Source organism: Rhizobacter sp., from assembly GCF_031412495.1.
GTDB lineage: Bacteria > Pseudomonadota > Gammaproteobacteria > Burkholderiales > Burkholderiaceae_C > Schlegelella_A.
Genome location: NZ_JANODC010000386.1, coordinates 1 through 25,122, shown reverse-complemented (window position 1 = coordinate 25,122; position 25,122 = coordinate 1). Strand labels below are relative to the sequence as shown.

Sequence of the window (25,122 nt, the reverse complement as noted above, 5' to 3'; positions counted from 1 at the left end):
GATCGCGCGATCCGTCCCTGCGCGAGCAGCCAGGTGACGGCGTCGTGCGCGGCGACGAAGGCACCGGTGATCGCGGCCGTGCGCGTGCCGCCGTCGGCCTGGAGCACGTCGCAGTCGAGCGAGATCGTCCGCTCGCCGAGTGCGCCGAGGTCGAACACGCAGCGCAGCGACCGGCCGATGAGGCGCTGGATCTCCTGCGTCCGCCCGCTCTGCTTGCCGCGCGCCGCCTCGCGGTCGCTGCGCGTGTGCGTCGAGCGCGGCAGCATCCCGTACTCGGCTGTCAGCCAGCCCTCGCCGCTGCCGCGCTTGTGCGGCGGCACCTTCTCCTCCACGGAAGCGGTGCAGAGCACCTGCGTGTCGCCGAAGGCGACGAGCACCGAGCCCTCGGCGTGGCGCGTGAACCCGCGCGTGATGGACACCGGCCGCAGCGCGTCATGCGCCCGCCCACTGGATCGTTGCAAAGTCATAGCCGATTGTCGCTGCCGAAATGGGGCGCCAGAGGCGCCCGCCCCTCCCTCTCGGAGGGAGGGGAGCGAAGCGGGGGGGGAGCAGCCCTGAAGGCGAAGCGAAGCGAGAAAGGGGGGCGGCGCGGCAGAAGAAAGGCGTCAGCCTTTCTTCTGCTGCGATGACCGCTTGATCGCTTCGTTGATTTCCTTGATCGAGCGCTCGATCTCGGCATCGTCGAGCTCGTCGGCCGAAACGTCGGTGCCGAGCACGCTGGCCTGGATCGTCGAGGCGAACACGCCCTCGCCGACGGCCGTGGTCTGGATGTCCTGGTTGCTGTCGCCGCCCTCGACCCCTTCCCACTCCATCGCCAGCACCGAGACGTTGTCGCACTTCGGGCCGCCGTTGCGCAGGGCCTGCTCGACGAGTTCGGGCACCGAATCGGAGAGCGGCAGCGATGTCAGCTGGTCGGTGATCTCGCTGTCGCTCACCGTGCCCCAGAGGCCGTCGGAGCAGAGCAGGAGCCGGTCGCCGGCCTGCATGAGCAGCGGCCCGACCGTGTCGACCACCGGCTTGCCGGGGCTGCCCAGGCAGGTGAAGAGGACGTTGCGGTTGAAACGGTCGCCCATCGGCACGACCTGGCTCATCGTCTGCTGCAGCTCCGAGTACGAGTGGTCGCGGGTGCGGGCGATGAGCTTGTCGCCGCGAACCATGTAGAGGCGGGAATCGCCGCAATGGGCCCAGTAGGCCGCATTGCCCTGCATCAAGCAGGCGACGATGGTCGTGCGCGGCGTGTCGATCAGCGCCTTCTGCGTCGCGTAGCGAAGCAGCTGGTGGTGTCCGGAGACGATGGCGTCGTGCAGGAAGCGCAGCGGGTCGGCCAGCGTCGGCTTGCAGTCGCGCTGGAACATGGCGGCGAGGGTCTGCAGGGCGAGCTGCGAGGCGACCTCGCCTTCCGGGTGCCCGCCCATGCCGTCGGCGAGGGCGAAGAGACCGGCGTCCCGCGTGTAGCAATAGCCCATGCGGTCTTCGTTTTTCTCGCGCCCGCCCTTGCGGCTGACCTGATAGACGGAGAAGCGCATGGGAGGGCTGGGTACGGCCGGCGGAGAGGAAGGATAGTCGCCCGGGTGGGGCGTCAAGCCTTGGCGCTCGCGGTCAGGTTCTCGAGCTGCAGCTTCAGCCGCTCGCTGAAGCTGAGCTTGGTGTACTGCCGTTCGGTCTCGCGCGAAAGCTCTTTCTGCAGCGCGAACACGCTCTGCGGTCGCGACAAGGGGTCGAGCGACATGCACCACTCGGTGACCTCGATGAGGTTGTCGCTGTAGACGTTGCGCAGCCGCGAGAGCGACAGCGCCAGGCGATCCTTCTCGATCCGCTGCGGCGCGTCGTTCGGCGGGTAGCCCTGCATGCAGGCATAGATGCAGGCGCCGATCGCGTAGATGTCGGTCCAGGGGCCGAGGGTGCCGTCGCGGCGGTACATCTCGGGCGCGGCGAAGCCGGGCGTGTACATCGGGCGGATGAAGTTGCCTTCCTTCGACAACACTTCGCGTGCCGCCCCGAAGTCGAGGAGCACCGCCTTGTTCTCGTTGGTGATGAAGATGTTCGCGGGCTTGATGTCCAGGTGCAGCATCTTGTGCTGGTGGACGATGCGCAGGCCGCGCAATATCTCGTCGAACAACGAACGAATCGTCGATTCCCGAAATACCTTGTCACGCTTGAGGTCGCGCGCGGTGACGATGAAATCCTGCAGGGTATCCCCCTGCAGGTAATTCATGACCATGTAGACGGTTTCGTTCTCGCGGAAGAAATTCAGCACCGAGACGACGCTGGTGTGCGAGATCTGCGCGAGCGAGCGCCCTTCCTCGAAAAAGCTCTTCAGGCCGAGGCGATACAGGGGCTGCTTCTCGGGCTTGACGCGGGGCGTCAGCTCCCCCGGCGAGCGCTCGGCCAGCGACGACGGCAGGTACTCCTTGAGGGCCACGAGCTTGCGATCCGCGTCCTCGCACAAATAGACCACGCCGAACCCGCCGGCGGCCAGTTTCTTGATCACCTGATAGCCGCCCACGACCGTGCCGGATGGCAGTGGCGCGGGTTTCGGCTTTGACATAATCGAGTGGGAAACTTGGAGGCAAAAGCGAGTGGCAGTTTACAGCATGACCGGCTACGCAAATGCCTCGGCGAGCCCCGTGGCCGCTGCTTCGGCAGCATTGCACGAACCGCCCGAAGGCGACTCCGGCAAGGCACCTCCCGCGGCCGCGATCAGCATCGAGATCCGCTCCGTTAACGGCCGTTTTCTCGATCTCGCCCTGCGCCTGCCGGACGAGTTCCGCGGCCTCGAGCCGGCACTGCGTGAGCTTCTCACCGGCCGCTTCAAGCGCGGCAAGATCGAGCTGCGTCTGACGGTCGGCGGCGATCCCGAGCACGACGTCCCGGAGCCGCGCGCAGAGCAGCTCGACCACCTGCTCCACCTCGAGCGGCGGATCCAGGACCGCTTGCGCGAGGCGCGCCCGCTGTCGGTCCACGAGGTCCTGCAGTGGTGCCGCGGCGCGGCCGACTCGAAAGCCTCGGAGGCCGTCGTCCTCGACGCCGCCCGGTGCTGCGTCGACGGCCTCGCCGCGGCGCGCGCCCGTGAAGGGTCGCGCCTGGCGGCGATCCTGCAGGAGCGCGTCGCCCACCTGCGCGCCCTCGCCGACGCGGCCGAGCCGCTCGTGCCGGGTGCCGTCGCCCGGCAGCAGCAGCGCTTCCTCGAGCGCTGGACCGAAGCGCTCGAGAAGACCGGCGGCGCAGCCGTCAGCCGGGAGGCCATCGAGGAGCGCGCCCTCAACGAAGCAGCCGCCTACGCGATCCGGATCGACGTCGCCGAGGAACTGGCGCGCCTGCGCTCGCACCTCGACGAGGTCGATCGCCTGCTGGCCCAGGGCGGCGAGATCGGCAAGCGCCTCGAGTTCCTGATCCAGGAGCTGCTCCGCGAGGCGAACACGCTTGGCTCGAAGTCGCCCTCGATCGAGATGACCGCGATCGCCGTCGACATGAAGGTGGCCATCGAACAGCTGCGCGAGCAGGTGCAGAACGTCGAGTAGGGTTGCGGGGGGGTTTAAGCGGGTCCGCTCAAGTCTCCTAATACAGCCTCAACAGGGCGATGGGACATGAACAGACTGCAACGACCTACCTGGTTCGGCACGACCGGGTACGCAAAGGCGCAGTCGTTAACGGCCCCAGACTTTTGCCGAAGGCCGGCACCAGCGGCGCGTTGATCAACAGTCCCCCGACAGGAGCGCGAGCGCGTCGCCGCGCAGCGCGGGACGGTGGGTCGTGAGCAAAGGCGCCCTACTTGATCGTGAAGCGCACCGTGATCCCCTTCTTGTTGGCGGTCGTGAGCGCTGCAACGGCCTTGGCGCCGGGCGCCAGCTTCACGCCCTTGGCCTGAAGCTTGTCGCCCGCGACGACCAGCTCGCCCTCGGACTTCTCGCTGCCGTTGAGCACAGTTAGCTTGCCCGTCATGCCCGCCGGCGCAAGCGGCTTGCCGTGGTCCTCGACGTAGATCAACGCGCCGTCGGCATGGTCGACCAGTTCGAACGAGAGGTCACTCGACGTCTGCACGACGCCGCCGTGCTTGGGCTTGGCGCCGCCGTGCGCCAGCGCAGGGCTGGTCACGAAAGCAGCCAGCGCCAGAGCAGCAGCGGTGATCAGGGTCATGGTCTTCATCGCCATCAGGTGTCTCCTTGCAGTGAACAGTCAAAAGGCTTCCCGGACATCGGGCGCCCGGCCGGCCGACGGGGCATCGTCATTGCGCAGCAGGCGCAGCGTCGGCTTCTCGCCGAACAGGCGGTACAGCACCGGCGTCAACAAGGTATCCAGCAGCGTCGAGCTGACCAGGCCGCCGAAGATCACCACCGCCACCGGATGCAGGATCTCCTTGCCCGGTGCGTCTGCCGCCAGCAGCAGCGGTGTCAGCGCGAACGCGGCCACCAGCGCCGTCATCAGCACCGGGGTCAGCCGCTCGAGCGAGCCGCGCACGATCATCGCGTCGCCGAAGGTCTCGCCTTCCAGCCGACAGAGGTTCACGTAGTGGCTGATCTTCAGGATGCCGTTGCGGGTGGCGATGCCGGCCAGGGTGATGAAGCCCACCATCGAAGCCACCGAGAGGCTGACGCCGGCGATCCACATCGCGACGACCGAGCCGATCAGCGCCAACGGAATGTTGCCCATGATGATGGCCGCCAGCACCACCGACTGGTAGCGCGAGTACAGCACCAGGAACATCAGCACCAGCGAAACGACCGACAGGCCGAGGATCAATCGCGTGGCCTGCTCCTGCGCCTGGAACTGGCCCTCCAGGCTGACCGACGCGCCGGTGGGCAGGGGGGTCTGCCCGATGGCCGCGCGGATGGCGGCGACGACACCGCCCATGTCGCGGCCGTCGGTGTTGGCGTAGACGACGATGCGGCGCTTACCGTTCTCGCGGCCGATCTGGTTCGGGCCGTCGGTCTCCTCCACGCTGGCGATCGCCGACACCGGCAGCCGGCCGGCCGGCGTGTCGATCAGCGTGCGCGCCAGGTCCTGCGGGCTGCGCTGGTTGTCGGGCAGGCGCAGCACCAGGTCGTAGCGACGTGCGCCGTCGACGATCTGGGCGCCGTGCGCACCGTCGGTCAGCGCCTGCAGCATGCGGATCGCCTCGCCCGGCGCGAGGCCGGCCTGCGCGGCCCGGCGGTGGTCGAGCCGGACAGTGATCTGCGGGATCAGCACCTGCTTTTCGACCGTCAGGTCGACGAGGCCGGGGATCGTCGCCAGCCGCGCGCGCATGGCCTCGGCCAGGCCGCGCAAGGTATCGGTGTCGTCGCCGAAGATCTTCAGCGCGATCTGCGCGCGCACGCCCGACAGCAGGTGGTCGAGCCGGTGCGAGATCGGCTGGCCGATCGCCACCTGCGCCGGCAGCACCGCCAGCTTGGCCCGGATGGCGGCCATCACCGCCTCGCGGTCGCGCTCGGAGCGCTTCAGGTCCACGTCGATCTCGGCCGAATGCACGCCCTCGGCGTGTTCATCGAGCTCGGCGCGGCCGGTGCGGCGGCCCACCTGCGTGACCTCGGGCACCTCGGCGATCAGCCCTTCGGCCACTGAACCGATGCGGTTGGCCTCCACGAGCGACGTACCCGGGTTCAGCATCAGCGACAGCACCAGGGAGCCTTCGTTGAACGCCGGCAGAAACAGGCGCGGAAAGAACGGCACGCTCGCCGCCGCCGCCGTGACGCCGAGTGCTGCGACGGCGATCAAGGTCTTGCCATGGCGGAACGACCAGCCGAGCAGCCGAGCATCCTGCCGCTTGAGCCAGGCGACGACCGGGCTGTCGCCATGGTCCAGCCGCTTCATCTTCGGCAGCAGGTAGACGCACAGCACCGGCGTCACCGTCATCGACACGAGCATAGACGCCAGGATCGACACGATGTAGGCGATGCCCAGCGGCGAGAACAGCCGCCCCTCGATGCCCGGCAGCGCGAACAGCGGCACGAACACGAGCACGACGATGATGGTCGCGTAGAGGATGCCCGACCGCACCTCGACGCTGGCACGCTCGACGACCTCGGCCGCCGGCCGCGGCTCGGCCAGCGCGCGGTTGCCGCGCAGGCGGCGCACGATGTTCTCGACCCCGACGACCGCGTCGTCGACCAGTTCGCCGATGGCGATGGCCAGGCCGCCGAGCGTCATCACGTTGATCGACTGGTCGAGTGCCCTGAACACCAGCGCGGTCACCGCGAGCGACAGTGGAATGGCGACCAGCGAGATGAGCGTCGTGCGCAGCGACAGCAGGAACGCGAAGAGAACGATCGCGACCATGATGGCGCCGTCCCGCAGTGCCTCGGCGACGTTGCCGATCGACGCCTGGATGAACGCGGCCTGGCGGAACAGCACGCGCGGCTCGGAAACGCCTTGAGGCAGGCCGGCCTTCAACTCGCCGAGGGCGGCTTCGATCTCGCGCGTCACCTTCACCGTGTCAGCCGCCGGTTGCTTCTGCACGCTGAGCACCACCGCCGGCGCGCCGTTGTAGCCCGCGTCGCCGCGCTTGAGGCCGGCTGCGAAGCTGACGCTGGCCACCTGGTCGAGCAGGATCGCGCGGCCGTCCTTCCACGCGACCGCCAGGCCGGCCAGGTCTTCGACCCGGTTCGTGCGCCCGAGATGGCGGATCAGGTACTCGCGGCGGTTCAGGTCGATGAAGCCACCGCCGGCGTTGCCGGCGAAGCCCTTCAGCGCCAGCTCGAGCTGCGTGAGCGAGACGCCGAACTGCGCCATCCGCGCGGTGTCGGGCGCGACCCTCAGCGTGCGCACCTCGCCGCCGATCGGAATCACCTGCGAGACGCCGGGGATCGACAGCAGCCGGGGCCGCAGCACGAAGTCGGCGTATTCACGCGCCTGCATCGGCGTGGCCGTCGCCTTGTCGCTGCCGGCCGCCAACGGCAGCGCGATCAGCATCACCTCACCCATGATGGAGGACACCGGACCCATGGCCGGAACGATGCCGTCGGGCAGCTGTTCGCGGACCAGGGCAAGCCGCTCGGACACGAGCTGCCGGTTGCGGTAGATGTCGGTGCCCCAGTCGAACTCGGCGTACAGGATCGACAGGCCCACGCCCGAGGTCGAGCGAACGCGCGTGACGCCCGGCATCCCGTTGAGCGCGGTCTCGATCGGGAAGGTGACGAGTTGCTCGACCTCTTCGGGTGCCATGCCGCCGGCTTCCGTGAGCACCGTGACCAGCGGCTTGTCGAGGTTGGGGAACACGTCCACCGGCGTTCGCGACGCAGTGAGCGCGCCGTACACCAGCAGCAGCGCGGCCAGGGCCAGCACGAACAGGCGGTTGCGCAGGCTGGTTCGAACGATCCAGGTGAACATCACCCGCGCCTATCGAATTTGCGCGATCAGCGGCGCGCCCTGCACCACGACGCGGTTGTCGGCGCCCAGGCCGCCGGTGACCACCACGGTCTGCGCATCGAGCGGCTTGAAGCGCACCGGCTGCGGCACGTAGCGCTCGGCGCCAGACTTGATCCAGACGATCGGCTCGTTGGCCGGGTTGCGCACCACCGCCTCCGCCGGCAGCACGAAGCCCTTGATGCGCTCGTGGGTCGATGCGATCAGCGTTACCGGCTGGCCGATGGCCAGCGGCAGCGATGCCGCGGCCTTGCGGGCGCGCGCGGCAAAGGTGAGCGGCAGCACGCCCTCACGCAACGTTCGCGCGGCGCCCACGAGCTTCAGCTCGACATCGGCCACATCGTGCAACCGCGCGCCGGCGATGCGCGCCGGCAGCGTCACGTCGGCGGTGGTTGCTTCGACCAGCATCCGAGCCGGATCGACCACCTCGAACAGCACGTCGCGCGCCTCGACCACCTGGCCGGCGACGACCTCGGCGCGTGCGATCACGCCAGCCACGGGAGCGAGCAGCGCTTCGCGCGCGACGATGCTGGCGCCGATGCTCGCTTCGCGCTGCTTCAGGCTTGCAGCCTCCAGGCGCGCGGCGTCGATGTCCTTGCGCGGCACCGTGCCTTCCAGCCCTTCGAGCCGCTGCACGCGCGCGTCCGCGATCGCCCGCTGGCTGCGCAGCTCGGACAGCTGTGCCTGCTGATTGCCCAACGCATAAGGCTCGGCGTGATGCCGCACGTACGCCAGCACCTGCCCGCGTCTGACCGCCTGCCCGGCGACCGGCAGCCCGCCGGGACCCGGCTCGATGCGACCGCCGTGGACGGCCTGCACACGACCGCTGGCGTTGGGGTCGATCACCACACGCCCCGGCAGCTCGACGGTGGCCGAGGCATCGGACTCCTGCGCGAGCATCGTACGAACCCCGAGGCGCCGTTGCGCCGACTTCGGCACATTGACGCTGCCGTCGGGCAGCCGCGCCAGGCCGCTGCCGGACGGTGTCGTTGCGTTGTCGAGGTGTTCACCGCCGGGTCCGTGTGCGCCCGGAGCGGCATGCGCAGCGAACGTGAAAACCACCCCCGTGAACACCATGACTGCGGCGAGCAGCATGCGATGCGCGCCGAGCCACCCCATGCGGTGCTTCATTGCTGCACCCCACCCGGCACGCTGCTGCTGCGGCGGCGGCGCCACCATGCGGCCGCTCCGATCAATCCCAGCAGGCCGATGGCGGCGCCCGTCCATCCGGCGCGTTCGAGCCCGTGGTGAGGGTCGCCATCGCCGTCGTGGGCGTGTCCATGATCGCCACCCGCCGCGGCGGCACGAACCCTCAGCATGCCGTCGAGCAGGTCGGACTCCTTGCCGGCCAAGAGCGTGAACACCAGCGCATGTTCGCCGGGCCTTGCAAGCGTGGCCAGCAGCGCCTTGTCGTCGACGGCGTAGTCGCCGTGGTCGGCATGGAATGTCGCCTTCGCCTTGTGGCCGCCGCTTTCGACCTCGAGCATCGCCTGAAGCACCGGCTCGTTGGTGTCGTAGCGGTCGATCAGGATCGACAGTTCGCCATCGTGAAGCGTCGCAACCAGCTCGAAGGCTTCCGAGCTGGCCTCCATGCGTGGCGCGCCGGAGCCCGATGCGGCCGTGCCGGGTTGATCCAGGTGTTCTCCACCGGGACCGTGCGCGCCTGGCGCAGCGCCGGCGGGCAGCGTCCACAAGGAGATCAGCACCGCGGCGGCGGCGTTTCGGAAGCGGTCGTTCATGGCATCAATCCCAGAGCTTGTCGAAAGCGCGCACGCGCCAGACCCTGCGCGCCGTGCTGACGCGCCAGCACTGCGTCGGCATCCGAGGCCGCAGCCAGCGCGCGCAGCAGGTCGGGCAGCGGCGATTCGCCGGCCCGGAACGACGTTTCGATGAGTTGTGCGCGTTCGCGCAGCAGCGCAGTCCGGTCGCGCTCGGATGCGAGCTGCTGCTCGGCAGCTTGCAGCGCCGCGCGGGCAGCCTCGGCGTCGGCCAGCAGCCGCTCTCGGCTGCGCTCGGCAGCGAACTGAGCCAGGTCGAGCTCAGCCAGCGCGGCCGCCTCGAGCGGCGCGTTGCGGGCATCCGTGCCGAAGGGCACGCGCACGCCGACAACGACACTGCCTTTCGACGACTCGCCACGGCCCGCGCGGTCCTGCCGAACGCCGACGGTGACCTCCGGCGGATCGCGGCGGGTACCACGTAGCACGTCGAGCCGGCGCTGGGCCGCTTCGGCTTGCGCCTCCGCCAAGCGCGCCTCGGGATGGGCTGCGAGCATGTCGACATCACCTGTTGCGGCTTCGTCCGCGGACGGCGGCGCATCGCCGCCGGTCAGCCATTGCCAGCGGTTGCGGGCCGCGAACAGCTGCTGGCGCGCTTCCGCCGTGCGTGCCGCAGCCGCCAGCGTATCGGCGCGGGCCGCGAGCGCGTCGCTGCGGGCGAGGTCTCCGGCACGGACGCGGCGATCCACGTCGTCCGACAGCGTCGAGAGCGAGCGACCCGTCGCTTCGGCCTGCGCGAGTTCAGCCAGTCGCCCAGCGAGCGCCCATGCCGCCTCGCGAACGTCGCCGGCGAGTCGCAGCCGCGCCGCCGCCTCGGCATGCCGGGCGACGCTAGCGTCGGCCTCCGCCGCCGCGCCGCGTGCGCTGCGCTGGCCGGGCAGCCAGATGGGCCACGCCAGCGACAGCTCGGTTTCGCGCAGCCCGGTGTCGGAGCGCAGGCGGTCGTCGCGGTGCGTGAGTGCGACGGACGGCGCCGCCGGCCACAGGCTGGCCGCGGCACGGCGATCTGCGTCGGCACGCTGCATGGCCCCGGCGGACTCGCGCGAAGCCAGCGCGCGCTGCCACGCGCGTTCGGTGGCGGCAGCAAGTGATGGTGGCGCGTGTGCCGGCGCCTGCGCCGGCGCCTGCGCCGGCGCCGAGGTACCGGCCAGACAAGCGAGCGCAAGTAGCCCCAGCTGCGAAGTGAATTTCACGACATTCCTGACCGCGGTCGTGGCCATGGGGCCACCCATCGACAACGGTGGCACGATCTACATCGCGCGAGCGTCGTCGGTCGAATCGCAGCCCGCCAGGGCCACGCGTCAGGAGTGCGGTCGAGGGGGCCTCAATAAACCATCGGGGTCCGGTTGCGGCCCTGCGCGGGCACCTCCGGCATTCAGCCGCCCATCCGCCTGCGGCGGCACAGGCATAGAGGCGTCATACCCCGTCGATGCCGGCGAACCGTGGTCGGTAAGCATGTGCCGTGTCGAGTCTTCGGAATCATCGACATGGAAGGAGCCATCGTCATGGTGATGGTGACCTTCGTCCTGCCAGTGCAGCAGGGTGTGTTCAGTTTCGCCCAGCAAATCAATGGTCCATCCCGTACGCGCCAAGGCGACCGACTGCCACAGCAGCCCCAGCGCGACGAGGAGGATGGTTGCGATACGACTCACACGATCATTCTAAGTGGCCCTCGTCCGACGATCATGCTGGTGGCTTGAGCCCGTTACGGCGTCGAAAAAGGGCTTGGCATACCAAGAATGGGTCGGGATCGGCTGCCCTCGTCTAGCCGCGACCCGGAGGTTCGTTGGGCACCGTGCAGGGCGCGGTTGGCAAGGTCCCCCGCGCAAGGCAGCCAGGAGAGCTGCGTCGTCATGGAACAGCGCGCTACAGTAGATGCGTTTACGTGCGTTCCTGGAAGCTTCTCAACGTGCCGCTGGTGCTTGCCGAAAGTGTGGGGTTCCCTGTGGGGTTTTCTACGGCCAACGGCAGAGAACTGAAGGCGCGACAGGTAGTTGGCGTTCTAGTCGACATTCAGGTGCAGAACGTGGAATGAACGCGCCTGCCGCGCGGGCCGATCCAGCGACCCGCGTCTTCCACCGCCATCTGCGCGACCGCTACCCGACGGCCGTGGCAGGCGAAGGCGTCTGGATCACCGACAGCGCCGGCATGCGCTACCTCGATGCCTCGGGCGGCGCGGCCGTGTCCTGTCTCGGCCACGGCCACCCCGAGGTGCGTGCCGCCATGCACGCGCAGATCGACGCCCTCGCCTACGCCCACACCAGCTTCTTCACCACCGCCGTCGCCGAGGAGCTCGCCGAGCGCCTGGTCGCGACGGCACCCGCCGGGACCAGCCACGCCTACTTCACCAGCGGCGGCTCGGAAGCGATCGAGGCGGCGCTGAAGATGGCGCGCCAGTACTTCGTCGAGCGCGGCGAGCCCGGGCGCAGCCGCTTCGTTGCGCGCCGCCAGAGCTACCACGGCAACACCCTCGGCGCGCTGGCCGTCGGCGGCAACGCCTGGCGGCGAGCGCCTTTCGCGCCGCTGCTGGTCGAGGCGAGTCACGTCGCGGCGTGCTATCCGTACCGCGAGCAGCGCAGCGGCGAACCCGACGCCGTCTACGTCGCCCGCCTGGCGGCCGAGCTCGATCAGACCATCGTCGCGGCCGGGCCGGGGCACGTCATCGCCTTCGTCGCCGAGACGGTGGGCGGCGCCACCGCCGGCGTCCTCGTGCCGACGCCGGGTTACTGGCGCGCCATGCGCAAGGTGTGCGACCGTCACGGCGTCCTGCTCGTCCTCGACGAGGTGATGTGCGGCATGGGCCGCTGCGGCACGCTGCACGCCTGCGAGGCCGAAGGCGTCGTCCCCGACCTGCTGGTCGTCGCGAAGGGGCTGGGCGCGGGATACCAGCCCATCGGCGCGGTTCTCGTGCAGGAGCGGATCGTCGCCGCGCTGCGCGAGGGCAGCGGCTTCTTCCAGCACGGCCACACCTACCTCGGCCACCCCGTCGCCTGTGCCGCGGCGCTGGCGGTGCAGCGGGTGATCGAGCGCGACGGCTTGCTGCCGCGGGTGCGCCAACTCGGCGCCGGCCTTGTGGCGCGACTGGCCTCTGCCTTCGGCGAGCATCCGCACGTCGGCGACATGCGCGGCCGCGGCCTCTTCCTCGACATCGAGCTGGTCGAGGACCGCGCCAGCCAGGCCCCGTTCGATCCGGCCCATCGCCTGCACGCCAGGATCAAGCGCGAAGCCATGGCCCGCGGCCTGATGGTCTATCCCATGGGCGGCACCGTCGACGGGCGGCGCGGTGACCACGTCCTGCTGGCGCCACCCTTCATCGCCAGCGAGAGCGATCTCGACTGCATCGTCGAGCGGCTCGGCCAGGCCATCGACGCGGGCATCGCCGGCGCCATTCCATGACCGGTCCCCGCATCGCCCTCATTCACGCGCTGGCGCATTCGGTCGCCCCGGTCAACGAGGCCCTGAGCCGGAGCTGGCCCGAGGCCCGGTGCGTCAACCTCCTCGACGACAGCCTCTCGAGCGACCTGGCGCAGGGCGGCAGCGGCGCGGCCATGGAAGCCCGCTTCCTGTCGCTGGCCGCGTACGCGATCGGCAGCGGCGCCGACGCGATTCTCTTCACCTGCTCGGCGTTCGGCACCTGCATCGAGGCCGTGCAGCGGCGCTGGCCGGCGCTGCCGGTGCTCAAGCCCAACGAAGCGATGATCGACGAAGCAGTGGCGCTCGCAGCGGGTCGGCCGATCGGCCTGCTCGCCAGCTTCGCTCCGACGGCAGCGTCGATGCCACGCGAGTTCCCGGACGGCGTGACCCTCGACGTCGAGCTGGCCGCGGCGGCACTCGCCGCGCTCGATGCCGGCGACACCGCCGGCCATGATGCGGCCGCGCTGCGCGGCGCCGAGGCGCTGGCGGCACGCGGCTGCGCCGTCGTCGCCCTGGCCCAGTTCAGCCTCGCGCGCGCCGCACCCCTCCTCCGCCCGTCGCTCGGCGTGCCGGTGCTGACGACGGTGGACAGCGCCATCGCCGCGCTGCGACGCCGCGTCGGCGCCTGAGGCACAAGGTCACGCCGCGCAGTGCGCACGGGGCGATTCGCAAACGCCAGCCCGTAAACTGGCGGCACAGGAGCGCAGCGCGAAGCCACGAATGGACTACCCCGGCAACCTCTTCGCCGTCGCCGCGCCCAGCGGGACGGGAAAGTCCAGCCTCGTCAAGGCCCTGCTCGAGCTCGACTCGCACCTGCTGGTCTCCACTTCGCACACCACGCGCAAGCCCCGCGGCCAGGACCAGCAAGGGCGCGAGTACCACTTCGTCGAGCCGCGGACCTTCCGTTCGATGATCGACCGGGGCGAGTTCGTCGAGTGGGCGGAAGTGCACGGCAACCTCTACGGCACCTCGCGCGCCGCCATCGAGGAGCCGATCATCGGCGGCCAGGACGTGCTGCTCGAGATCGACTGGCAGGGCGCGCTGCAGATCAAGCGGCTGTTCCCCAACGCGGTGCTCGTATTCATCCTGCCGCCCAGCTACGACGAGCTGCTGCTTCGCCTGCAGCGGCGCGGCGAGGACGACGAGGACGTGATCGCCCGGCGCATGAAGGACGTGCGCCACGAGGTCTCGCAGGCCCGGCACTTCGACTTCGTTATAATCAATTCCCTCTTCGAGACGGCGCTGTTCGATCTGAAAGCGATCGTCCACTCGCAGCGTCTCAAGTACGCTGCGCTGAAGCGGTCCAAGCCCGCGATCTTTGCCGCCCTCGATCTCGCCTGAGGCAGCGTCGTTCTTTTCACCCGGACACCCCATGGCCCGCATCACTGTCGAAGACTGCCTCGTCAAGATCCCGAACCGGTTCCAGCTCGTGCTCGCCGCGACCTACCGGGCGCGGATGCTGAGCCAGGGCCACGCGCCGAAGGTCGAGACGAAGAACAAGCCCGGCGTCACCGCCTTGCGCGAGATCGCTGCCGGCGAGATCGGCATCGAGATGCTGCGCAAGGTACCGGTCTAGCCCCCTCGGGGCGCACCGCCCCGGTAGCGGTGCCGGTCCGGCTTCCGCGCTAAATTCGGACATGGCCGCGCGCCCGTCCACCACCCTCCCAGACGCCAAGCCCGCGGCACGGAAGCGACCGTCCGCCGCCCCGGCCCACCCGTCGACACCGGCGGACGCCGCGGCCGCCTCCTTCGCGGCGCTGACCGTCAAGCTCGACTACCTCGACGCCGCCGACATCCGGCGCGTCCGCGACGCCTATCGCTTCGCCGACGAGGCCCACCTCGGCCAGTTTCGGGCCAGCGGCGAGCCGTACATCACGCACCCGATCGCCGTCGCCGGCCTCTGCGCCGAATGGAAGCTCGACGCACAGGCGATCATGGCGGCGCTGATGCACGACGCGATGGAAGACTGCGGCATCAGCAAGTCCGAACTCATCGAGCGGTTCGGCGCGCCGACGGCCGACCTCGTCGACGGCCTGACCAAGCTCGACAAGCTGCGCTTCTCGACCCGCGAGGAGTCCCAGGCGGAGTCGTTTCGCAAGAAGCTGCTGGCCATGACGCGCGACGTGCGCGTCATCCTGGTCAAGCTCGCCGACCGCCTGCACAACCTGCGGACCATGGAAGCGGTGAGCGCTGCCAAGCGCACCCGCATCGCCGCCGAGACGCTCGAGATCTACGCGCCCATCGCGCACCGGCTCGGCCTCAACCAGACCTACCGCGAGCTGCAGGAGCTGTCGTTTCGCCACCTCAAGCCGTGGCGCGAGGCGGCCCTCGCCAAGGCCGTGCAGAAGGCGCGCGGCTACCGGCGCGACATCGTCGAGCGGATCCAGAAGGACGTCGAGAAGTCGTTCGTGCAGGCCAAGCTGCCGGCGCAGATCTTCGGCCGCGAGAAGACGGTCTACTCGATCTACTCGAAGATGCGCGAGAAGCACCTGAGCTTCGCCCAGGTCAACGACATCTTCGGCTTCCGCGTCGTCGTCGGCACCCTGTCCGAGTGCTACATGGCCCTTGTCGTCCTGCACCAGCTGATGAAGCCGGTGCCCGGCCGCTTCAAGGACTACATCGCGATCCCGAAGGCGAATGGCTACCAGTCCCTGCACACGACGCTGGTCAGCCCGCTTGGCACCGCGGTCGAGTTCCAGATCCGGACCGAGCCGATGCACGCCGTCGCCGAGAAGGGCATCGCGGCCCACTGGCTCTACAAGGACCACGACGGCGGGCCGATCCAGGGCCAGGAGGCGCAGCGCCTCGGCGCGCTGTGGCTGCAGTCGCTGATCGACATCCAGGACGAGACGCGCGACGCCGGCGAGTTCCTCGAGCACGTCAAGATCGATCTCTACCCGGACGCGGTCTACGTCTTCACGCCGCGCTCGAAGATCCTGGCCCTGCCGCGCGGCGCGACCCCGGTCGACTTCGCCTACGCCATCCACTCCGACGTCGGCGACCACTGCGTCGCCGCCAACGTCAACGGCGAGCCGGTGCCACTGCGCACGGCACTGAAGAGCGGCGACGTGGTCGAGATCATCGGCGCGCCGAACGCGCGTCCGAACCCGGCCTGGCTGAACTTCGTCTGCACCGGGCGGGCCCGCTCGCGCATCCGGCACTACCTGAAGAGCATGGAGCAGGAGGAGTCGCGCGACCTCGGCGAGAAGATGCTGGCCCAGGCCCTGCGCGGCGAAGGCCTGCCGCTGCCGCCGGCCGAGGGCCCGGGCAGCGCCGTCTGGCAGCAGCTCACGCGCTGGACCGGCAACAAGACCCGCGACGATCTGTTCACCGACATCGGCCTCGGCCGCAAGGTCGCCACGATCGTGGCGACGCGGCTGGCGCGCCTGCTCGCCGAAGGCGGCGTCCGGCCGGACGCCCTCATGCTGACCATGGGCCGCTACGCCGTCGATGATTCGGCGCCGTCGCAGGGCCTGGTCTTCATCGACGGCAGCGAAGGCGCCTCGATGCAGCTCGCACCCTGCTGCCGGCCGATCCCGGGCGACGCGATCATCGGCAACCTCGGCCGCGGCGAGGGCCTGATGGTTCACACCGCCGACTGCAGCGTCGGCAAGCGCCTGCTCGAGCGCGACAGCGAGCGCTGGATGCGCGTCGACTGGGCCGAGCAGCCGACCCGCTCGTTCGAGACCGCGGTGCAGCTGCTCGTGACCAACGGCAAGGGCGTGCTGGCGCAGGTGGCCTCGGCGGTCAGCCACGCCGAGGCCGACATCACCCACATCGACATGGGCAACGAGCCGGCGAGCGAGGCGACCGAGCTGCAGCTCCTGCTGAGCGTGCGCGACCGCCTGCACCTGGCCGACGTCATGCGGACCCTGAAGCGCACGTCCGCCGTGCGCCGGGTGGCGCGCGTCAAGCCCTGAGGCGGCGGCGACCGGCTCCGCGCCTACTCCGGCGCCGGGTAGCGGACGGCGAGCAGTTCGATCGTCTGCCGGCCGAGCGGGGTCACCAGGGCCACCTCGTCGCCGACCCGGGCCTTGATCAGGGCGCGGGCGATCGGCGAGATCCAGCTCACGTCCCCCTGCAGGCTGTCTGCCTCGTCGACGCCCTTGATCGTGACCGTCTTCTCGCCGCCCCGCTCTTCGGCGTAGGTCACCGTCGCGCCGAAGAAGACCTGCTCCGAGCCGTGATGCACCGACGGGTCGACCACCTCGGCGATGTCGAGACGCTTGGTCAGGAAACGGATCCGCCGATCGATTTCGCGCAAGCGCTTCTTGCCGTAGAGGTAGTCGCCGTTCTCGGAGCGGTCGCCGTTCTTGGCGGCCCAGGAGACGATCTCGACAACCTTCGGCCGCTCGTCGTCGAGCAGCGTCATCAGCTCGCTGCGCAGGCGGCGGTAGCCGGCCGGCGTCAGGTAGTTCTTCGCGCCGGCGGGAAGCGCCGGCGCCTCGACGGCCTCGGCCGGGTCGGCGTCGTCGTCGCCATCGGTCTCGCGTGTGAAGGCCTTGTTCATCGTGCTCGCAGTCCGGGGATCGATACTGCCTGATCTTCACCCGAAAGGATTCACCATGCCCGCGCCCACCCCGGTTGCCGTCGTCATCGGCAGCCTGCGCAAGGAATCGTTCAACCGCAAGCTCGCCCTGGCGCTGAAGGCGATGGCGCCAGCATCGCTGACGCTCGAGATCGCCGAGATCGGGCAGCTGCCGCTGTACAACCAGGACGACGACGCGAGCCCTCCGGCTGCCTCGGTCGCCTTCAAGCAGCAGATCGCCGACGCCGGAGCGGTGTTGTTCGTGACCCCGGAATACAACCGCTCGGTTCCGGGCGTCCTGAAGAACGCGATCGACATCGCCTCGCGCCCTTACGGCAAGAGCGCCTGGAGCGGCAAGCCGGCGGCGGTGATCAGCCTGTCGCCCGGCGCGCTCGGCGGCTTCGGTGCCAACCACCACCTGCGCCAGTCGCTGGTCTTCCTCGACATGCCCGTCCTGCAGCAGCCCGAGGCGTACGTCGGCGGTGCCGGCGACATGTTCGACGAGAGCGGCGGGCTCAGGAAGCCGGAGACGCGGCAGTTCCTCCAGAAATTCATGGGTCTCTTCGCGGCCTGGATCGAGAAGACGGCGAAGGTGCCGGCCTGAGGCCGGTGCCACGCTTTGCCGCCTGATCAGCCGGGCCCGGACTGGCGGGCCCGAGCGAGATGCGGTGGCGAGAGCAGCCGACCCACGCCTCCGGCATCGGCGTAGGCGGCAAGCACCGAGGCGGATACCCCCGAGGCCCGGTCCGCCGCGCACAGGGCCACGCAGGCGCCGCCGTAGCCGGCGCCCGTGAGGCGGGCCCCGAACACGCCGGGCTGCGCCTGCAGCATGGCGACCAGCCGGTCCAGTGCCGGCACCGACACCTCGTAATCGTCGCGAAGGCTCGCGTGCGACGCGTTCATGAGCTGGCCGAACGCCGTCGCGTCCATCGACTGCACGGCCCGCAGGACGCGGGCGTTCTCGGTGACGACGTGGCGGGCCCGCCGTCGCCACGGCTCGGCCAGCGATTCGACGCTCGCCACGTCGGCGACGTCGCGCAGGCTCGCCACGCCGAGGCGTGACGCCGCCTCCTCGCACTCGCGCCGCCGCTGGTTGAAACCGCTGCCGGCGAGCGAGCGCTCGATGCCGGAGTCGAGGACGAGCACGGTCGTGTCGCGCGGCAGGTCGAGCAGGCGCGTCTGCAGGGTTCGGGTGTCGAGGAAGAGCGCGTGCTCGGTGTCGGCGAGGCTCGACGCCATCTGGTCCATGATCCCGCAGCGCACGCCGGCGTGCTCGATCTCCGCGCGTTGCGCCATCTGCGCAATCGCGACGTCGTCGAGGCGTGCGCCGAGCAGGGCGCGGAGGGCGCGGAGGGTCGCCACCTCGAGCGCCGCGCTTGACGACAGCCCGACGCCGATCGGCACGTCGGAGGCGACGTGAATGTCGAGCGGCGCGATCGCAAGGCCCGCCGCACGCATCTCCTGCAGGCAACCGAACACGTACTTCGCGAATTGCTCGTCGGGGGCGCGGTCGAGCGCGAAGGAGACGGCAGAGCCCAGGTTGTCGGAACGCAGCGTGCACAGCTCGCCGGCGGCGCGACCCACGGCGACCGTGGTCTGCTGCGACAGCGCGACCGGCAGCACGAAGCCGTCGTTGTAGTCGGTGTGCTCGCCGAGGAGGTTGACGCGGCCCGGCGCGCTGGCCACGGCGTCGGGGTCCCTCCGGAACGCGGCGCGAAAGCCGGCCCTCATCGCAGGCTCACCTCGATCGCCTGCAGCTCGCGCGCCTTGTCCTCCGGCAGCGCGTCCATCGCATAGAAGCCTGCCGCCAGCTCGGTGCCGGCCAGGTGCTTCAGGCGGTCGCGGCTGCGGTACGGGGGGTAGAACTGGGCGTGCAGGTGCGCCTCGGGATGCGGCTGGCCGTCGGTCGGCGCCTGATACCAGGCCATCAGGTAAGGCAGCGGCCGCTGCCAGAGACCCTCGTACTTCAGGAGCACGGTCTTTAGCGCCCGCGCCAGGTCGGCGCGCTGCTCGTCGCGCAGTTCGCCGAATCCCGGCACCGGCTCGATCGGCGCGACCCAGCACTCGTACGGGTAGCGCGCGCACACGGGGACGAAGGCAACGGCGTGCGCACCCTCGTAGAGCATGCGCACGCCGTCGCCCCGCTCCGCGTCGATGAGGGCCCCGAGGGTGCCACGGCCGTGCTTTTCAAGGTGCGCCAGCGACTGCTCGGCCATGCGCGCCGGCACCGGCGGCACGACCGGGTAGGCATAGATCTGGCCGTGCGGATGCGGCAGCGTCGCGCCGACCTCGGGACCGCGGTTCTCGAAGGGCATGACGTAGCGCACGTCGCCGCGGGCGGCAAGCCGCGCCGTTCGGTCAGCCCACACCGACAGCAGCAGCTCGAGGTGATCGAGTGGCAGGGCGCCCAGCGAGCCGACGGCGTCGGGTGTGTAGACGACCACTTCGCAGTGCCCGTCGGCTGCCGACGTCGGCACCGGGAGTGCCGGTACCGCGACCTGGCCGCTGCCGCCGAGCGCCGGAAACCGGTTGTCGAAGACGGCGACGTCCCAGTGGCCGCTGGGCACCTCGGTGGGGTTGGCCGCATCGATCGTCGGCGCCAGCGGGTCGTACTGCGGCGGCGGCTGGAAGGTGCGGTCCTGACGGTGCGCGGCGTAGGTGACCCATTCCCCTCGCAAGGGATGCCAGCGCATGTGGGCGCGGGTGCCGAGCGGGTCCGGGAACGGGCTGGGCGCGGCAGCGATGTCCAGGAGAGGTCGACGTCCGTAGAGCGTCAGGGAACGGCCATCCGGCTTCACGAGGGCCAGGGTGTGCATCGGCAGGGACTCGAAAAGTGCATGAAGGGAGGGAGCATTGTCCTCACTCGCGACCGCACTCGACCTCGCGCCGGCCCGGCAGCTTTCATTCCCGCGTGCACGGCGCGCACACGGCGAAGGCGCGATCGGCGGCACGACGGTTGCTGGGCACCAGCTGGAGCACACATGCAGAACTTCCCGAGCCATGCCGACCCTCACCGTGCCAACCCGGTGATGGCCCGAGGCGAGGCCGGCGAACGGGCTGCCGTCTTCATCGACAAGGACGGGGCGCTGGTGGAACCGGTCGCGGACAGCCTCGATCCGTCTCTTCTGCGCTTCACGCCGACGGCGCTGGACGGCTTGCGCGTTCTGCGCGACGCCGGCTTTGCTCTCGTCGTGGTGACCAACCAGCCTGGAATCGCGCAGGAGCGGTTCACCCGGCAAGCGTTCGCCAGGCTGGAGGCGGCCCTGGTCGCGCGCCTGGCCGGCGAAGGGATCGTGGTGGAGGGCTTCCACGTTTGCCCGCACGCGGCCCGGGGCCGACCTGGCGGGGCCTGCCTCTGCCGAAAGCCGGCGCCCGGCCTGCTGCGACAGGCCGCCATCGCGCACCGGCTGCACCTGCCCAGCTCGTGGATGGTCGGGGACGTGCTCGACGACGTGGAGGCCGGGCACCGCGCCGGCTGCCGCAGCGTGCTGCTCGACGTGGGCCGCGAGATCGCATGGCGGCAGTCGCCGCTGCGCGTCCCCGACCACCGATGCGCCGACCTTCTCGCGGCTGCCAACTTCATCGTTGCGGCCGCACCGCGGGCCGACGGCAGCGCCGGACGCGCCCAGCCTGGCCCGCCTGTATCGCGAATCACGAGGTGGTCCTTGGCCGGCGCCTGGAGCGGGCTCCGCTGAGCGAACGGATGGCGCCGGCCGTGGCGCCGAAGTCGAGACCCGGGCGCCTGGCGCTGGCGCGCTGCCGAGCGGATCCCCGAGCGTACAGTCCGGGCATGTCGAAAAAGGCACCCGGCCTGCTGCGACCCGATGGCATCGACGATCACGTCGAACGACGCAGCTCGCGCCATTTCCACGTCGACACCCTTTCGCTGTTCGTGCTGGGCGCCATCGTCCTCTGGGGCCTCAGCGGGTTTGCCGGCAGCAGGACGCACGCGCACGCTGCCGACGCATCGGCACTGACACTGATCGTCACGACGCCCTCGCTGATTCGCAACGGCGAGCTCTACGAGACCACGATCGACGTCGGCGCGAAGCGCAGCATCCGCAAGCTCGTCATCGGCGTCTCGCCCGCGCTGTGGCGAGAGACGACGATGAATTCGATGACGCCGACGCCGGCGCAGGAGTCGAGCAGGGACGGCCTGTTCCGTTTCGAGTACGGCCCTCTCGAGGCAGGCGCCTCGTTCAAGGTGAAGATCGATCTGCAGATCAATCCGTCGCTGTTTGGCGACAACGCCGGGCGCTTCGTCGCCTTCGACGGCGAGGACCCGTTGGCCGAAGTGCCGGTGCTTCTGAGAGTGCTGCCCTGATGGACATCGTGCTGCGCGCCTCCGCGATGTTCGTGGTCGTCTATCTGCTGATCCGCCTGATGGGCAAGCGCCAGCTGGGCCAGATGACGCCGTTCGAGTTCATCGCGCTGGTGGTCATCGGCGACCTGATCCAGCAGGGCGTGACGCAGACCGACTCCAGCCTCGTCGGCGCACTGCTCGCCATCGGCACTTTCATGTTCTGGGCCTTGCTGATGAACTGGCTGGCCTACCTCTCGCCGCGGGCGGAGCGAATTCTGGAGGGCGAGCCGCGCGTCGTCGTGCGCGACGGCGAGCTGCTGCGCCAGAACCTGCGCCGGGACCGGCTCACGGCTGCCGAGGTCGAGTCGGAGATGCGACTGGCCGGAATCGCCACGCTCAAGGACGTCGAATGGGCGGTACTTGAGCCGGGAGGAAAGATCAGCTTCATCCAGCGCAAAGATGCCGGCACAGGAAATCAGCACCGCAGTGGCAAGACGAGCGATTAGCGCTTTCGTCACGGCGTAGCTCGGCCGATGCCGCCGCTCCGGCGAAGATACGAGAGCCGCTGTCAACTTCCTCGGAGCTTGACCGTTGAACCGGTATGGCTCCAGTCACCCACGTGCGCGGGTCCGTTCCCGGCGACAGCGAGTCCCTACGGGCATGCTTCGGGGTGGCGTGCCTGGGGCACCACCGTTGCGCTCGCTATGCAGCGGTCGCCAGTTCGCAGGCCAGCGCGAAGACGCTGGGCACGTGCCTCAGCGGTGGCTTCTATCCCCTCTTTGTCGAGGTCCGTGCCCCCTGAACCTTCCGGGGCAGGGTAGCCGTTGATTCGCTGGAAAAGTTGGTGCGGCTGGCAGGATTCGAACCCACGACCCCTTGGTTCGTAGCTCACTGCCTTCACGTAAGTTGTTGATCCATATGGAGTTGCAAGCCGTCCGTTCCTTCCACGATGCCCTGTCCTGCACAGCTTCACGCGGGTCAGTCCCCCAAAAGTCCCCCATCCATCAAGTAGAAGGTTTTCCACCTTGGCGGCTACCCACGGGCAGGGGTCCGATGCTGGCCGCAGCGGTCTCGTGAGGCCACGCAAGCCCGGCCTATCGGCAACGCGCCGCTTTGACGGGCCTCGCTGACCTACCTGGTTTTTGCGGGCGTGTGCCCCCGGTTCCCTAAGGCGTGGGGAAGAAGCGGTCCGACAGCAAGCTTCGCCGGTGCGATGCAATCTCGCTGGGCCACCGTCAGCATGCGATCGCGGTTTCTGGCTCCCCGGGCCGCGACGGCTGACGGAAGCTCGTGCGGCGGCGCTTGACGCTCATGCTTCTTGGGGCGTAGCTATAGATGACGGCAATGCAGCGGTTGCGGTCGGTCGAGGCTGTACTCTGACCGGCTGCTGTCGGCTACACAGCGGTCATCAATGCGTTAAGGAGCGCTGGCGCCCTGAGTCCGCTTCTTGGGCACTGCCGACGTTCCGCCCTTTTCTGCTCGGCCATGTCATGCGAGCGTCCGCTTAGTGAGGGCGCCTACTAGCACTTTCGACCCATCAGCGACACCCGCTGCGTTGATCCCGTTGCCACAAAGCAGTCGCTAGCGCAGGCCCATCGCAACCCACTCAGAGCGGGCCGCGCTGGGCGCCATTTCGCGCGTTCAGAGGCCGGCTCACCCCGGCCGCCCTCAGTTTGCTGGGACCGACATGACATAACAGGATTTCGGATCCGCGGGCGATGGTGCTGCCCTCGCGCAAGGGCCTGAGCTTGAGGCCCATCGTGTGCATGTCGGAGTCGCAGCGTAAGCCCGGGTAGCAAAACAGGTCCCAGTGCCGCCCAGCGCGTGCCAAGCGCCCAGAATGACGAGGCGCCAGTTGAGGCACGGCGTCTGCAGGTGCTAGGCGGCGCTCGAGCCCGAGACGCCAGCACCGGTGACGAGCACGTCCAGCGTTTCTAGCGCACTTTTCGCGGCCGCGCGTCTGGGGTAGAGCTCGAGTGAGCCAGCACTCTGGTGCCGCGGACCCGGACGCAGTACGGACTTGCTAGCGCCGGTCGATCCGTTGCTCGCCATCGCGGCCCCGCGCGGCTGATTGCAGCGGGCCTGCGCATCCTCGGTCCAACCACGGCGGCTGGGTTGCCGCCGCCTTAGCTCAAGTAGGCCTGACCATGACCTTGCGCCACTTGATCGGGCCGCCGGGCGCGTCCTTCGGGCCATTGGCGAACTGCAACGTGAACGGACCGGCGGCAAATTTGCTGTCCTGCAGCGAGACGGTGCGAACGCCGTTCAACTCCACTGTGATGTTCGGTCCCTTGACGGAAATCTTGAAGGTGTTCCACTTGCCACCGCCCTTGCCGTCACCAGCCAGGTGAACGATTGGCACGGGCACTTCCGCAAAATCGACAATGGCCCCGGTCGCGTATTCCAGGGCGCTGTTCGTAGATATTGACTTCATACGCGCTCTCGGCGCCAACCTTCTTGGGGTCAGCCGCCCGCAGGAAGATGCCGCTGTTGGTCGTCGTGTCGGCCCAGAACTCGGCAACGATCTCGAAATCCTTGTACGAGTTCTTGGTTACCGAGTGAGAAGAACCCGTGCCTTTGTCAGCAACGATGGCGCCACCCTCGGCACGCCAGTTGGCGTCCCCAATGCGCTCGAAGTTCTCCAGACCCTGTTCACCGTCGATCAGCGTGATCCACCCGCTTGAAGGCGAGTGAGCACAACTGGCAACGAGCAGTGCGGTGGCAAGCAAGACGCCCAACGCCTCAATGCGTTTTATTTAGGTCTCCATGTCGATTTGAAACGTCCACGCCAGTTGCGAGGGCGCCGATGCCGGCCAAAGCTCAATGCCCGGACGCCCCCGACGCTCCGATACCGGTCTCCGACCGTACCTGCTGTGCCAGGAAGCCGGCCCGGTCTTGCGCCGCGCGCGGGCTCCTGTCGAGAATCGAGAACAGCCAGATGCCGACGAACGCGAGGGTCATCGAGAACAGCGCCGGCGACTGGTAGGGAAACAATGCCGAGCCCTTCGGGTTGCCGAGCGTGACCTCCCAGACCGAAGGCGAGACGACCGTCAGCAACACCGACGAGACCAGGCCCAGGAAGCCGCCGATCACCGCACCGCGGGTGGTGCAGTCCTTCCACAGCACCGACATGATCAGCACCGGGAAGTTGGCCGACGCCGCGATCGCGAAAGCCAACGAGACCATGAACGCGATGTTCTGCTTCTCGAAGGCGATGCCCAACAGCACCGCGATGATGCCGAGCGCGGCCGTCGTCAGCCGTGACACCTTCAGCTCCGCAGCGCTGTCGGCCTTGCCTTTCTTGATCACCACGCCGTAGATGTCGTGCGACACCGCCGCCGCGCCCGACAGCGTGAGGCCCGCCACCACCGCCAGGATGGTCGCGAACGCCACCGCCGAGATGAAGCCGAGGAACACGTTGCCGCCGACCGCGTTGGCCAGGTGGATGGCCGCCATGTTGCCGCCGCCCAGCAACCCGCCCTTGGCGTCGAGGAACTGCGGGTTGGTCAGCACGAAGCTGATCGCGCCGAAGCCGATGACGAACGTCAGCAGGTAGAAGTAGCCGATCCAGACAGTCGCCCACCCCACCGACTTGCGCGCCTCCTTGGCGTTGGGGACCGTAAAGAAGCGCATCAGGATGTGCGGCAGCCCGGCGGTGCCGAACATCAATGCCATGCCGAAGCTGATGGCCGAGATCGGATCCTTGATGAAGCCGCCCGGGCCCATGATCGAGAAGCCCTGCG

At 69.1% G+C, this 25,122-nt stretch carries 23 protein-coding genes and 1 pseudogene; 11 read left to right on the top strand and 13 right to left on the bottom strand.

Annotated features, from left to right (window positions below; translation table 11 throughout):
* From rph to AC30N0_RS14225, 3 genes are all read right to left on the bottom strand, one after another.
* Window positions 1-467, bottom strand: a 467-nt coding sequence (rph, locus tag AC30N0_RS14235; protein WP_489518562.1) for a ribonuclease PH, incomplete at its 3' end; no start/stop codon positions are given.
* Between the two features lie 138 nt (window positions 468-605).
* The gene (locus AC30N0_RS14230) at window positions 606-1,526 is read right to left on the bottom strand and encodes a PP2C family protein-serine/threonine phosphatase (RefSeq protein WP_489518561.1); all 921 of its coding nucleotides are present in this window, start codon (window positions 1,524-1,526) and stop codon (window positions 606-608) included.
* 53 nt (window positions 1,527-1,579) lie between these two features.
* Window positions 1,580-2,548, bottom strand: a complete 969-nt coding sequence (locus AC30N0_RS14225) for a serine/threonine protein kinase (RefSeq protein WP_489518560.1) — start codon at window positions 2,546-2,548, stop codon at window positions 1,580-1,582.
* Window positions 2,549-2,594: 46 nt separating this feature from the next.
* On the opposite strand from AC30N0_RS14225, the gene AC30N0_RS14220 reads away from it, so the two are divergent.
* Complete coding sequence (locus AC30N0_RS14220) at window positions 2,595-3,521, top strand: YicC/YloC family endoribonuclease (RefSeq protein WP_489518559.1); 927 nt, start codon at window positions 2,595-2,597, stop codon at window positions 3,519-3,521.
* A gap of 247 nt (window positions 3,522-3,768) precedes the next feature.
* Here AC30N0_RS14220 and AC30N0_RS14215 read toward each other — a convergent pair whose 3' ends face one another.
* Genes AC30N0_RS14215 through AC30N0_RS14195 form a run of 5 tightly spaced genes read right to left on the bottom strand, consistent with a single transcriptional unit; the run spans window position 3,769 to window position 10,354 of the window.
* Window positions 3,769-4,137 (bottom strand): hypothetical protein, encoded by a 369-nt coding sequence (locus AC30N0_RS14215; RefSeq protein WP_489518558.1) that lies wholly within the window; start codon window positions 4,135-4,137, stop codon window positions 3,769-3,771.
* Window positions 4,138-4,176: 39 nt separating this feature from the next.
* On the bottom strand, window positions 4,177-7,323 hold the full coding sequence (locus tag AC30N0_RS14210; protein WP_489518557.1) for an efflux RND transporter permease subunit: 3,147 nt from the start codon (window positions 7,321-7,323) through the stop codon (window positions 4,177-4,179).
* A 9-nt stretch (window positions 7,324-7,332) separates the two neighbouring features.
* Entirely contained in the window at window positions 7,333-8,454 is a 1,122-nt protein-coding gene (locus tag AC30N0_RS14205; protein WP_489518563.1) for an efflux RND transporter periplasmic adaptor subunit, read from the bottom strand.
* Window positions 8,455-8,486: 32 nt separating this feature from the next.
* Entirely contained in the window at window positions 8,487-9,098 is a 612-nt protein-coding gene (locus AC30N0_RS14200; RefSeq protein WP_489518556.1) for a hypothetical protein, read from the bottom strand.
* Complete coding sequence (locus AC30N0_RS14195) at window positions 9,095-10,354, bottom strand: TolC family protein (RefSeq protein ID WP_489518555.1); 1,260 nt, start codon at window positions 10,352-10,354, stop codon at window positions 9,095-9,097. Before AC30N0_RS14195 ends, AC30N0_RS14200 begins: the two co-directional genes overlap by 4 nt.
* A 267-nt stretch (window positions 10,355-10,621) precedes the next feature.
* Here AC30N0_RS14195 and AC30N0_RS14190 point away from each other — a divergent pair, with 267 nt between their 5' ends.
* From AC30N0_RS14190 to AC30N0_RS14165, 6 genes are all read left to right on the top strand, one after another.
* On the top strand, window positions 10,622-10,834 hold the full coding sequence (locus AC30N0_RS14190; protein ID WP_489518554.1) for a hypothetical protein: 213 nt from the start codon (window positions 10,622-10,624) through the stop codon (window positions 10,832-10,834).
* Between the two features lie 331 nt (window positions 10,835-11,165).
* Entirely contained in the window at window positions 11,166-12,530 is a 1,365-nt protein-coding gene (locus tag AC30N0_RS14185) for an aspartate aminotransferase family protein (protein WP_489518553.1), read from the top strand.
* Window positions 12,527-13,177: an aspartate/glutamate racemase family protein gene (locus tag AC30N0_RS14180; protein WP_489518552.1), complete on the top strand. Its 651-nt coding sequence runs from the start codon at window positions 12,527-12,529 to the stop codon at window positions 13,175-13,177. The genes AC30N0_RS14185 and AC30N0_RS14180 overlap by 4 nt, the downstream gene beginning before the upstream one ends.
* Before the next feature lie 91 nt (window positions 13,178-13,268).
* Window positions 13,269-13,889 (top strand): guanylate kinase, encoded by a 621-nt coding sequence (gene gmk / locus AC30N0_RS14175; protein WP_489518551.1) that lies wholly within the window; start codon window positions 13,269-13,271, stop codon window positions 13,887-13,889.
* Window positions 13,890-13,920: 31 nt separating this feature from the next.
* Window positions 13,921-14,124, top strand: coding sequence for a DNA-directed RNA polymerase subunit omega (gene rpoZ / locus AC30N0_RS14170; RefSeq protein WP_489518550.1), 204 nt, complete (start codon window positions 13,921-13,923; stop codon window positions 14,122-14,124).
* A gap of 61 nt (window positions 14,125-14,185) precedes the next feature.
* Window positions 14,186-16,468 (top strand): RelA/SpoT family protein, encoded by a 2,283-nt coding sequence (locus AC30N0_RS14165; RefSeq protein ID WP_489518549.1) that lies wholly within the window; start codon window positions 14,186-14,188, stop codon window positions 16,466-16,468.
* 23 nt (window positions 16,469-16,491) lie between these two features.
* On the opposite strand, the gene greB is transcribed toward AC30N0_RS14165, so the two are convergent.
* The gene (gene greB, locus AC30N0_RS14160; protein ID WP_489518548.1) at window positions 16,492-17,058 is read right to left on the bottom strand and encodes a transcription elongation factor GreB; all 567 of its coding nucleotides are present in this window, start codon (window positions 17,056-17,058) and stop codon (window positions 16,492-16,494) included.
* 55 nt (window positions 17,059-17,113) lie between these two features.
* On the opposite strand from greB, the gene AC30N0_RS14155 reads away from it, so the two are divergent.
* Entirely contained in the window at window positions 17,114-17,680 is a 567-nt protein-coding gene (locus AC30N0_RS14155; protein ID WP_489518547.1) for an NADPH-dependent FMN reductase, read from the top strand.
* A gap of 26 nt (window positions 17,681-17,706) precedes the next feature.
* Here AC30N0_RS14155 and galK read toward each other — a convergent pair whose 3' ends face one another.
* Together galK and galT are read right to left on the bottom strand one after the other, a co-directional pair.
* A complete protein-coding gene (gene galK / locus AC30N0_RS14150) occupies window positions 17,707-18,807 on the bottom strand; it encodes a galactokinase (RefSeq protein WP_489518546.1) in 1,101 nt (366 codons plus the stop codon).
* Window positions 18,804-19,892 (bottom strand): galactose-1-phosphate uridylyltransferase, encoded by a 1,089-nt coding sequence (gene galT / locus AC30N0_RS14145; protein WP_489518545.1) that lies wholly within the window; start codon window positions 19,890-19,892, stop codon window positions 18,804-18,806. The genes galK and galT overlap by 4 nt, the downstream gene beginning before the upstream one ends.
* 165 nt (window positions 19,893-20,057) lie before the next feature.
* Between galT and AC30N0_RS14140 the strand changes: the two genes are divergently transcribed.
* The 3 genes from AC30N0_RS14140 (at window position 20,058) to AC30N0_RS14130 (ending at window position 21,885) form a co-directional block, all read left to right on the top strand.
* Entirely contained in the window at window positions 20,058-20,771 is a 714-nt protein-coding gene (locus tag AC30N0_RS14140) for a D-glycero-alpha-D-manno-heptose-1,7-bisphosphate 7-phosphatase (RefSeq protein WP_489518544.1), read from the top strand.
* Window positions 20,772-20,866: 95 nt separating this feature from the next.
* Window positions 20,867-21,400: a hypothetical protein gene (locus tag AC30N0_RS14135; protein ID WP_489518543.1), complete on the top strand. Its 534-nt coding sequence runs from the start codon at window positions 20,867-20,869 to the stop codon at window positions 21,398-21,400.
* Window positions 21,400-21,885 (top strand): DUF421 domain-containing protein, encoded by a 486-nt coding sequence (locus AC30N0_RS14130; protein WP_489518542.1) that lies wholly within the window; start codon window positions 21,400-21,402, stop codon window positions 21,883-21,885. Before AC30N0_RS14135 ends, AC30N0_RS14130 begins: the two co-directional genes overlap by 1 nt.
* Window positions 21,886-23,510: 1,625 nt before the next feature.
* Here AC30N0_RS14130 and AC30N0_RS14125 read toward each other — a convergent pair.
* Together AC30N0_RS14125 and AC30N0_RS14120 are read right to left on the bottom strand one after the other, a co-directional pair.
* Window positions 23,511-24,108, bottom strand: a pseudogene (locus AC30N0_RS14125) (3-keto-disaccharide hydrolase).
* Between the two features lie 91 nt (window positions 24,109-24,199).
* Window positions 24,200-25,122, bottom strand: a 923-nt coding sequence (locus AC30N0_RS14120) for a sodium:solute symporter family transporter (protein ID WP_489518541.1), incomplete at its 5' end; no start/stop codon positions are given.

Excerpts from the sequence above, each read along its gene's own strand:
- AC30N0_RS14230 (WP_489518561.1), bottom strand. The coding sequence starts at position 1,526 with ATGCGCTTCTCCGTCTATCAGGTCAGCCGCAAGGGCGGGCGCGAGAAA.
- AC30N0_RS14225 (WP_489518560.1), bottom strand. The coding sequence starts at position 2,548 with ATGTCAAAGCCGAAACCCGCGCCACTGCCATCCGGCACGGTCGTGGGC.
- AC30N0_RS14220 (WP_489518559.1), top strand. The coding sequence starts at position 2,595 with ATGACCGGCTACGCAAATGCCTCGGCGAGCCCCGTGGCCGCTGCTTCG.
- AC30N0_RS14215 (WP_489518558.1), bottom strand. The coding sequence starts at position 4,137 with ATGACCCTGATCACCGCTGCTGCTCTGGCGCTGGCTGCTTTCGTGACC.
- AC30N0_RS14210 (WP_489518557.1), bottom strand. The coding sequence starts at position 7,323 with ATGTTCACCTGGATCGTTCGAACCAGCCTGCGCAACCGCCTGTTCGTG.
- AC30N0_RS14205 (WP_489518563.1), bottom strand. The coding sequence starts at position 8,454 with ATGCTGCTCGCCGCAGTCATGGTGTTCACGGGGGTGGTTTTCACGTTC.
- AC30N0_RS14200 (WP_489518556.1), bottom strand. The coding sequence starts at position 9,098 with ATGAACGACCGCTTCCGAAACGCCGCCGCCGCGGTGCTGATCTCCTTG.
- AC30N0_RS14195 (WP_489518555.1), bottom strand. The coding sequence starts at position 10,354 with ATGGCCACGACCGCGGTCAGGAATGTCGTGAAATTCACTTCGCAGCTG.
- AC30N0_RS14190 (WP_489518554.1), top strand. The coding sequence starts at position 10,622 with ATGGAAGGAGCCATCGTCATGGTGATGGTGACCTTCGTCCTGCCAGTG.
- AC30N0_RS14185 (WP_489518553.1), top strand. The coding sequence starts at position 11,166 with ATGAACGCGCCTGCCGCGCGGGCCGATCCAGCGACCCGCGTCTTCCAC.
- AC30N0_RS14180 (WP_489518552.1), top strand. The coding sequence starts at position 12,527 with ATGACCGGTCCCCGCATCGCCCTCATTCACGCGCTGGCGCATTCGGTC.
- gmk (WP_489518551.1), top strand. The coding sequence starts at position 13,269 with ATGGACTACCCCGGCAACCTCTTCGCCGTCGCCGCGCCCAGCGGGACG.
- rpoZ (WP_489518550.1), top strand. The coding sequence starts at position 13,921 with ATGGCCCGCATCACTGTCGAAGACTGCCTCGTCAAGATCCCGAACCGG.
- AC30N0_RS14165 (WP_489518549.1), top strand. The coding sequence starts at position 14,186 with ATGGCCGCGCGCCCGTCCACCACCCTCCCAGACGCCAAGCCCGCGGCA.
- greB (WP_489518548.1), bottom strand. The coding sequence starts at position 17,058 with ATGAACAAGGCCTTCACACGCGAGACCGATGGCGACGACGACGCCGAC.
- AC30N0_RS14155 (WP_489518547.1), top strand. The coding sequence starts at position 17,114 with ATGCCCGCGCCCACCCCGGTTGCCGTCGTCATCGGCAGCCTGCGCAAG.
- galK (WP_489518546.1), bottom strand. The coding sequence starts at position 18,807 with ATGAGGGCCGGCTTTCGCGCCGCGTTCCGGAGGGACCCCGACGCCGTG.
- galT (WP_489518545.1), bottom strand. The coding sequence starts at position 19,892 with ATGCACACCCTGGCCCTCGTGAAGCCGGATGGCCGTTCCCTGACGCTC.
- AC30N0_RS14140 (WP_489518544.1), top strand. The coding sequence starts at position 20,058 with ATGCAGAACTTCCCGAGCCATGCCGACCCTCACCGTGCCAACCCGGTG.
- AC30N0_RS14135 (WP_489518543.1), top strand. The coding sequence starts at position 20,867 with ATGTCGAAAAAGGCACCCGGCCTGCTGCGACCCGATGGCATCGACGAT.
- AC30N0_RS14130 (WP_489518542.1), top strand. The coding sequence starts at position 21,400 with ATGGACATCGTGCTGCGCGCCTCCGCGATGTTCGTGGTCGTCTATCTG.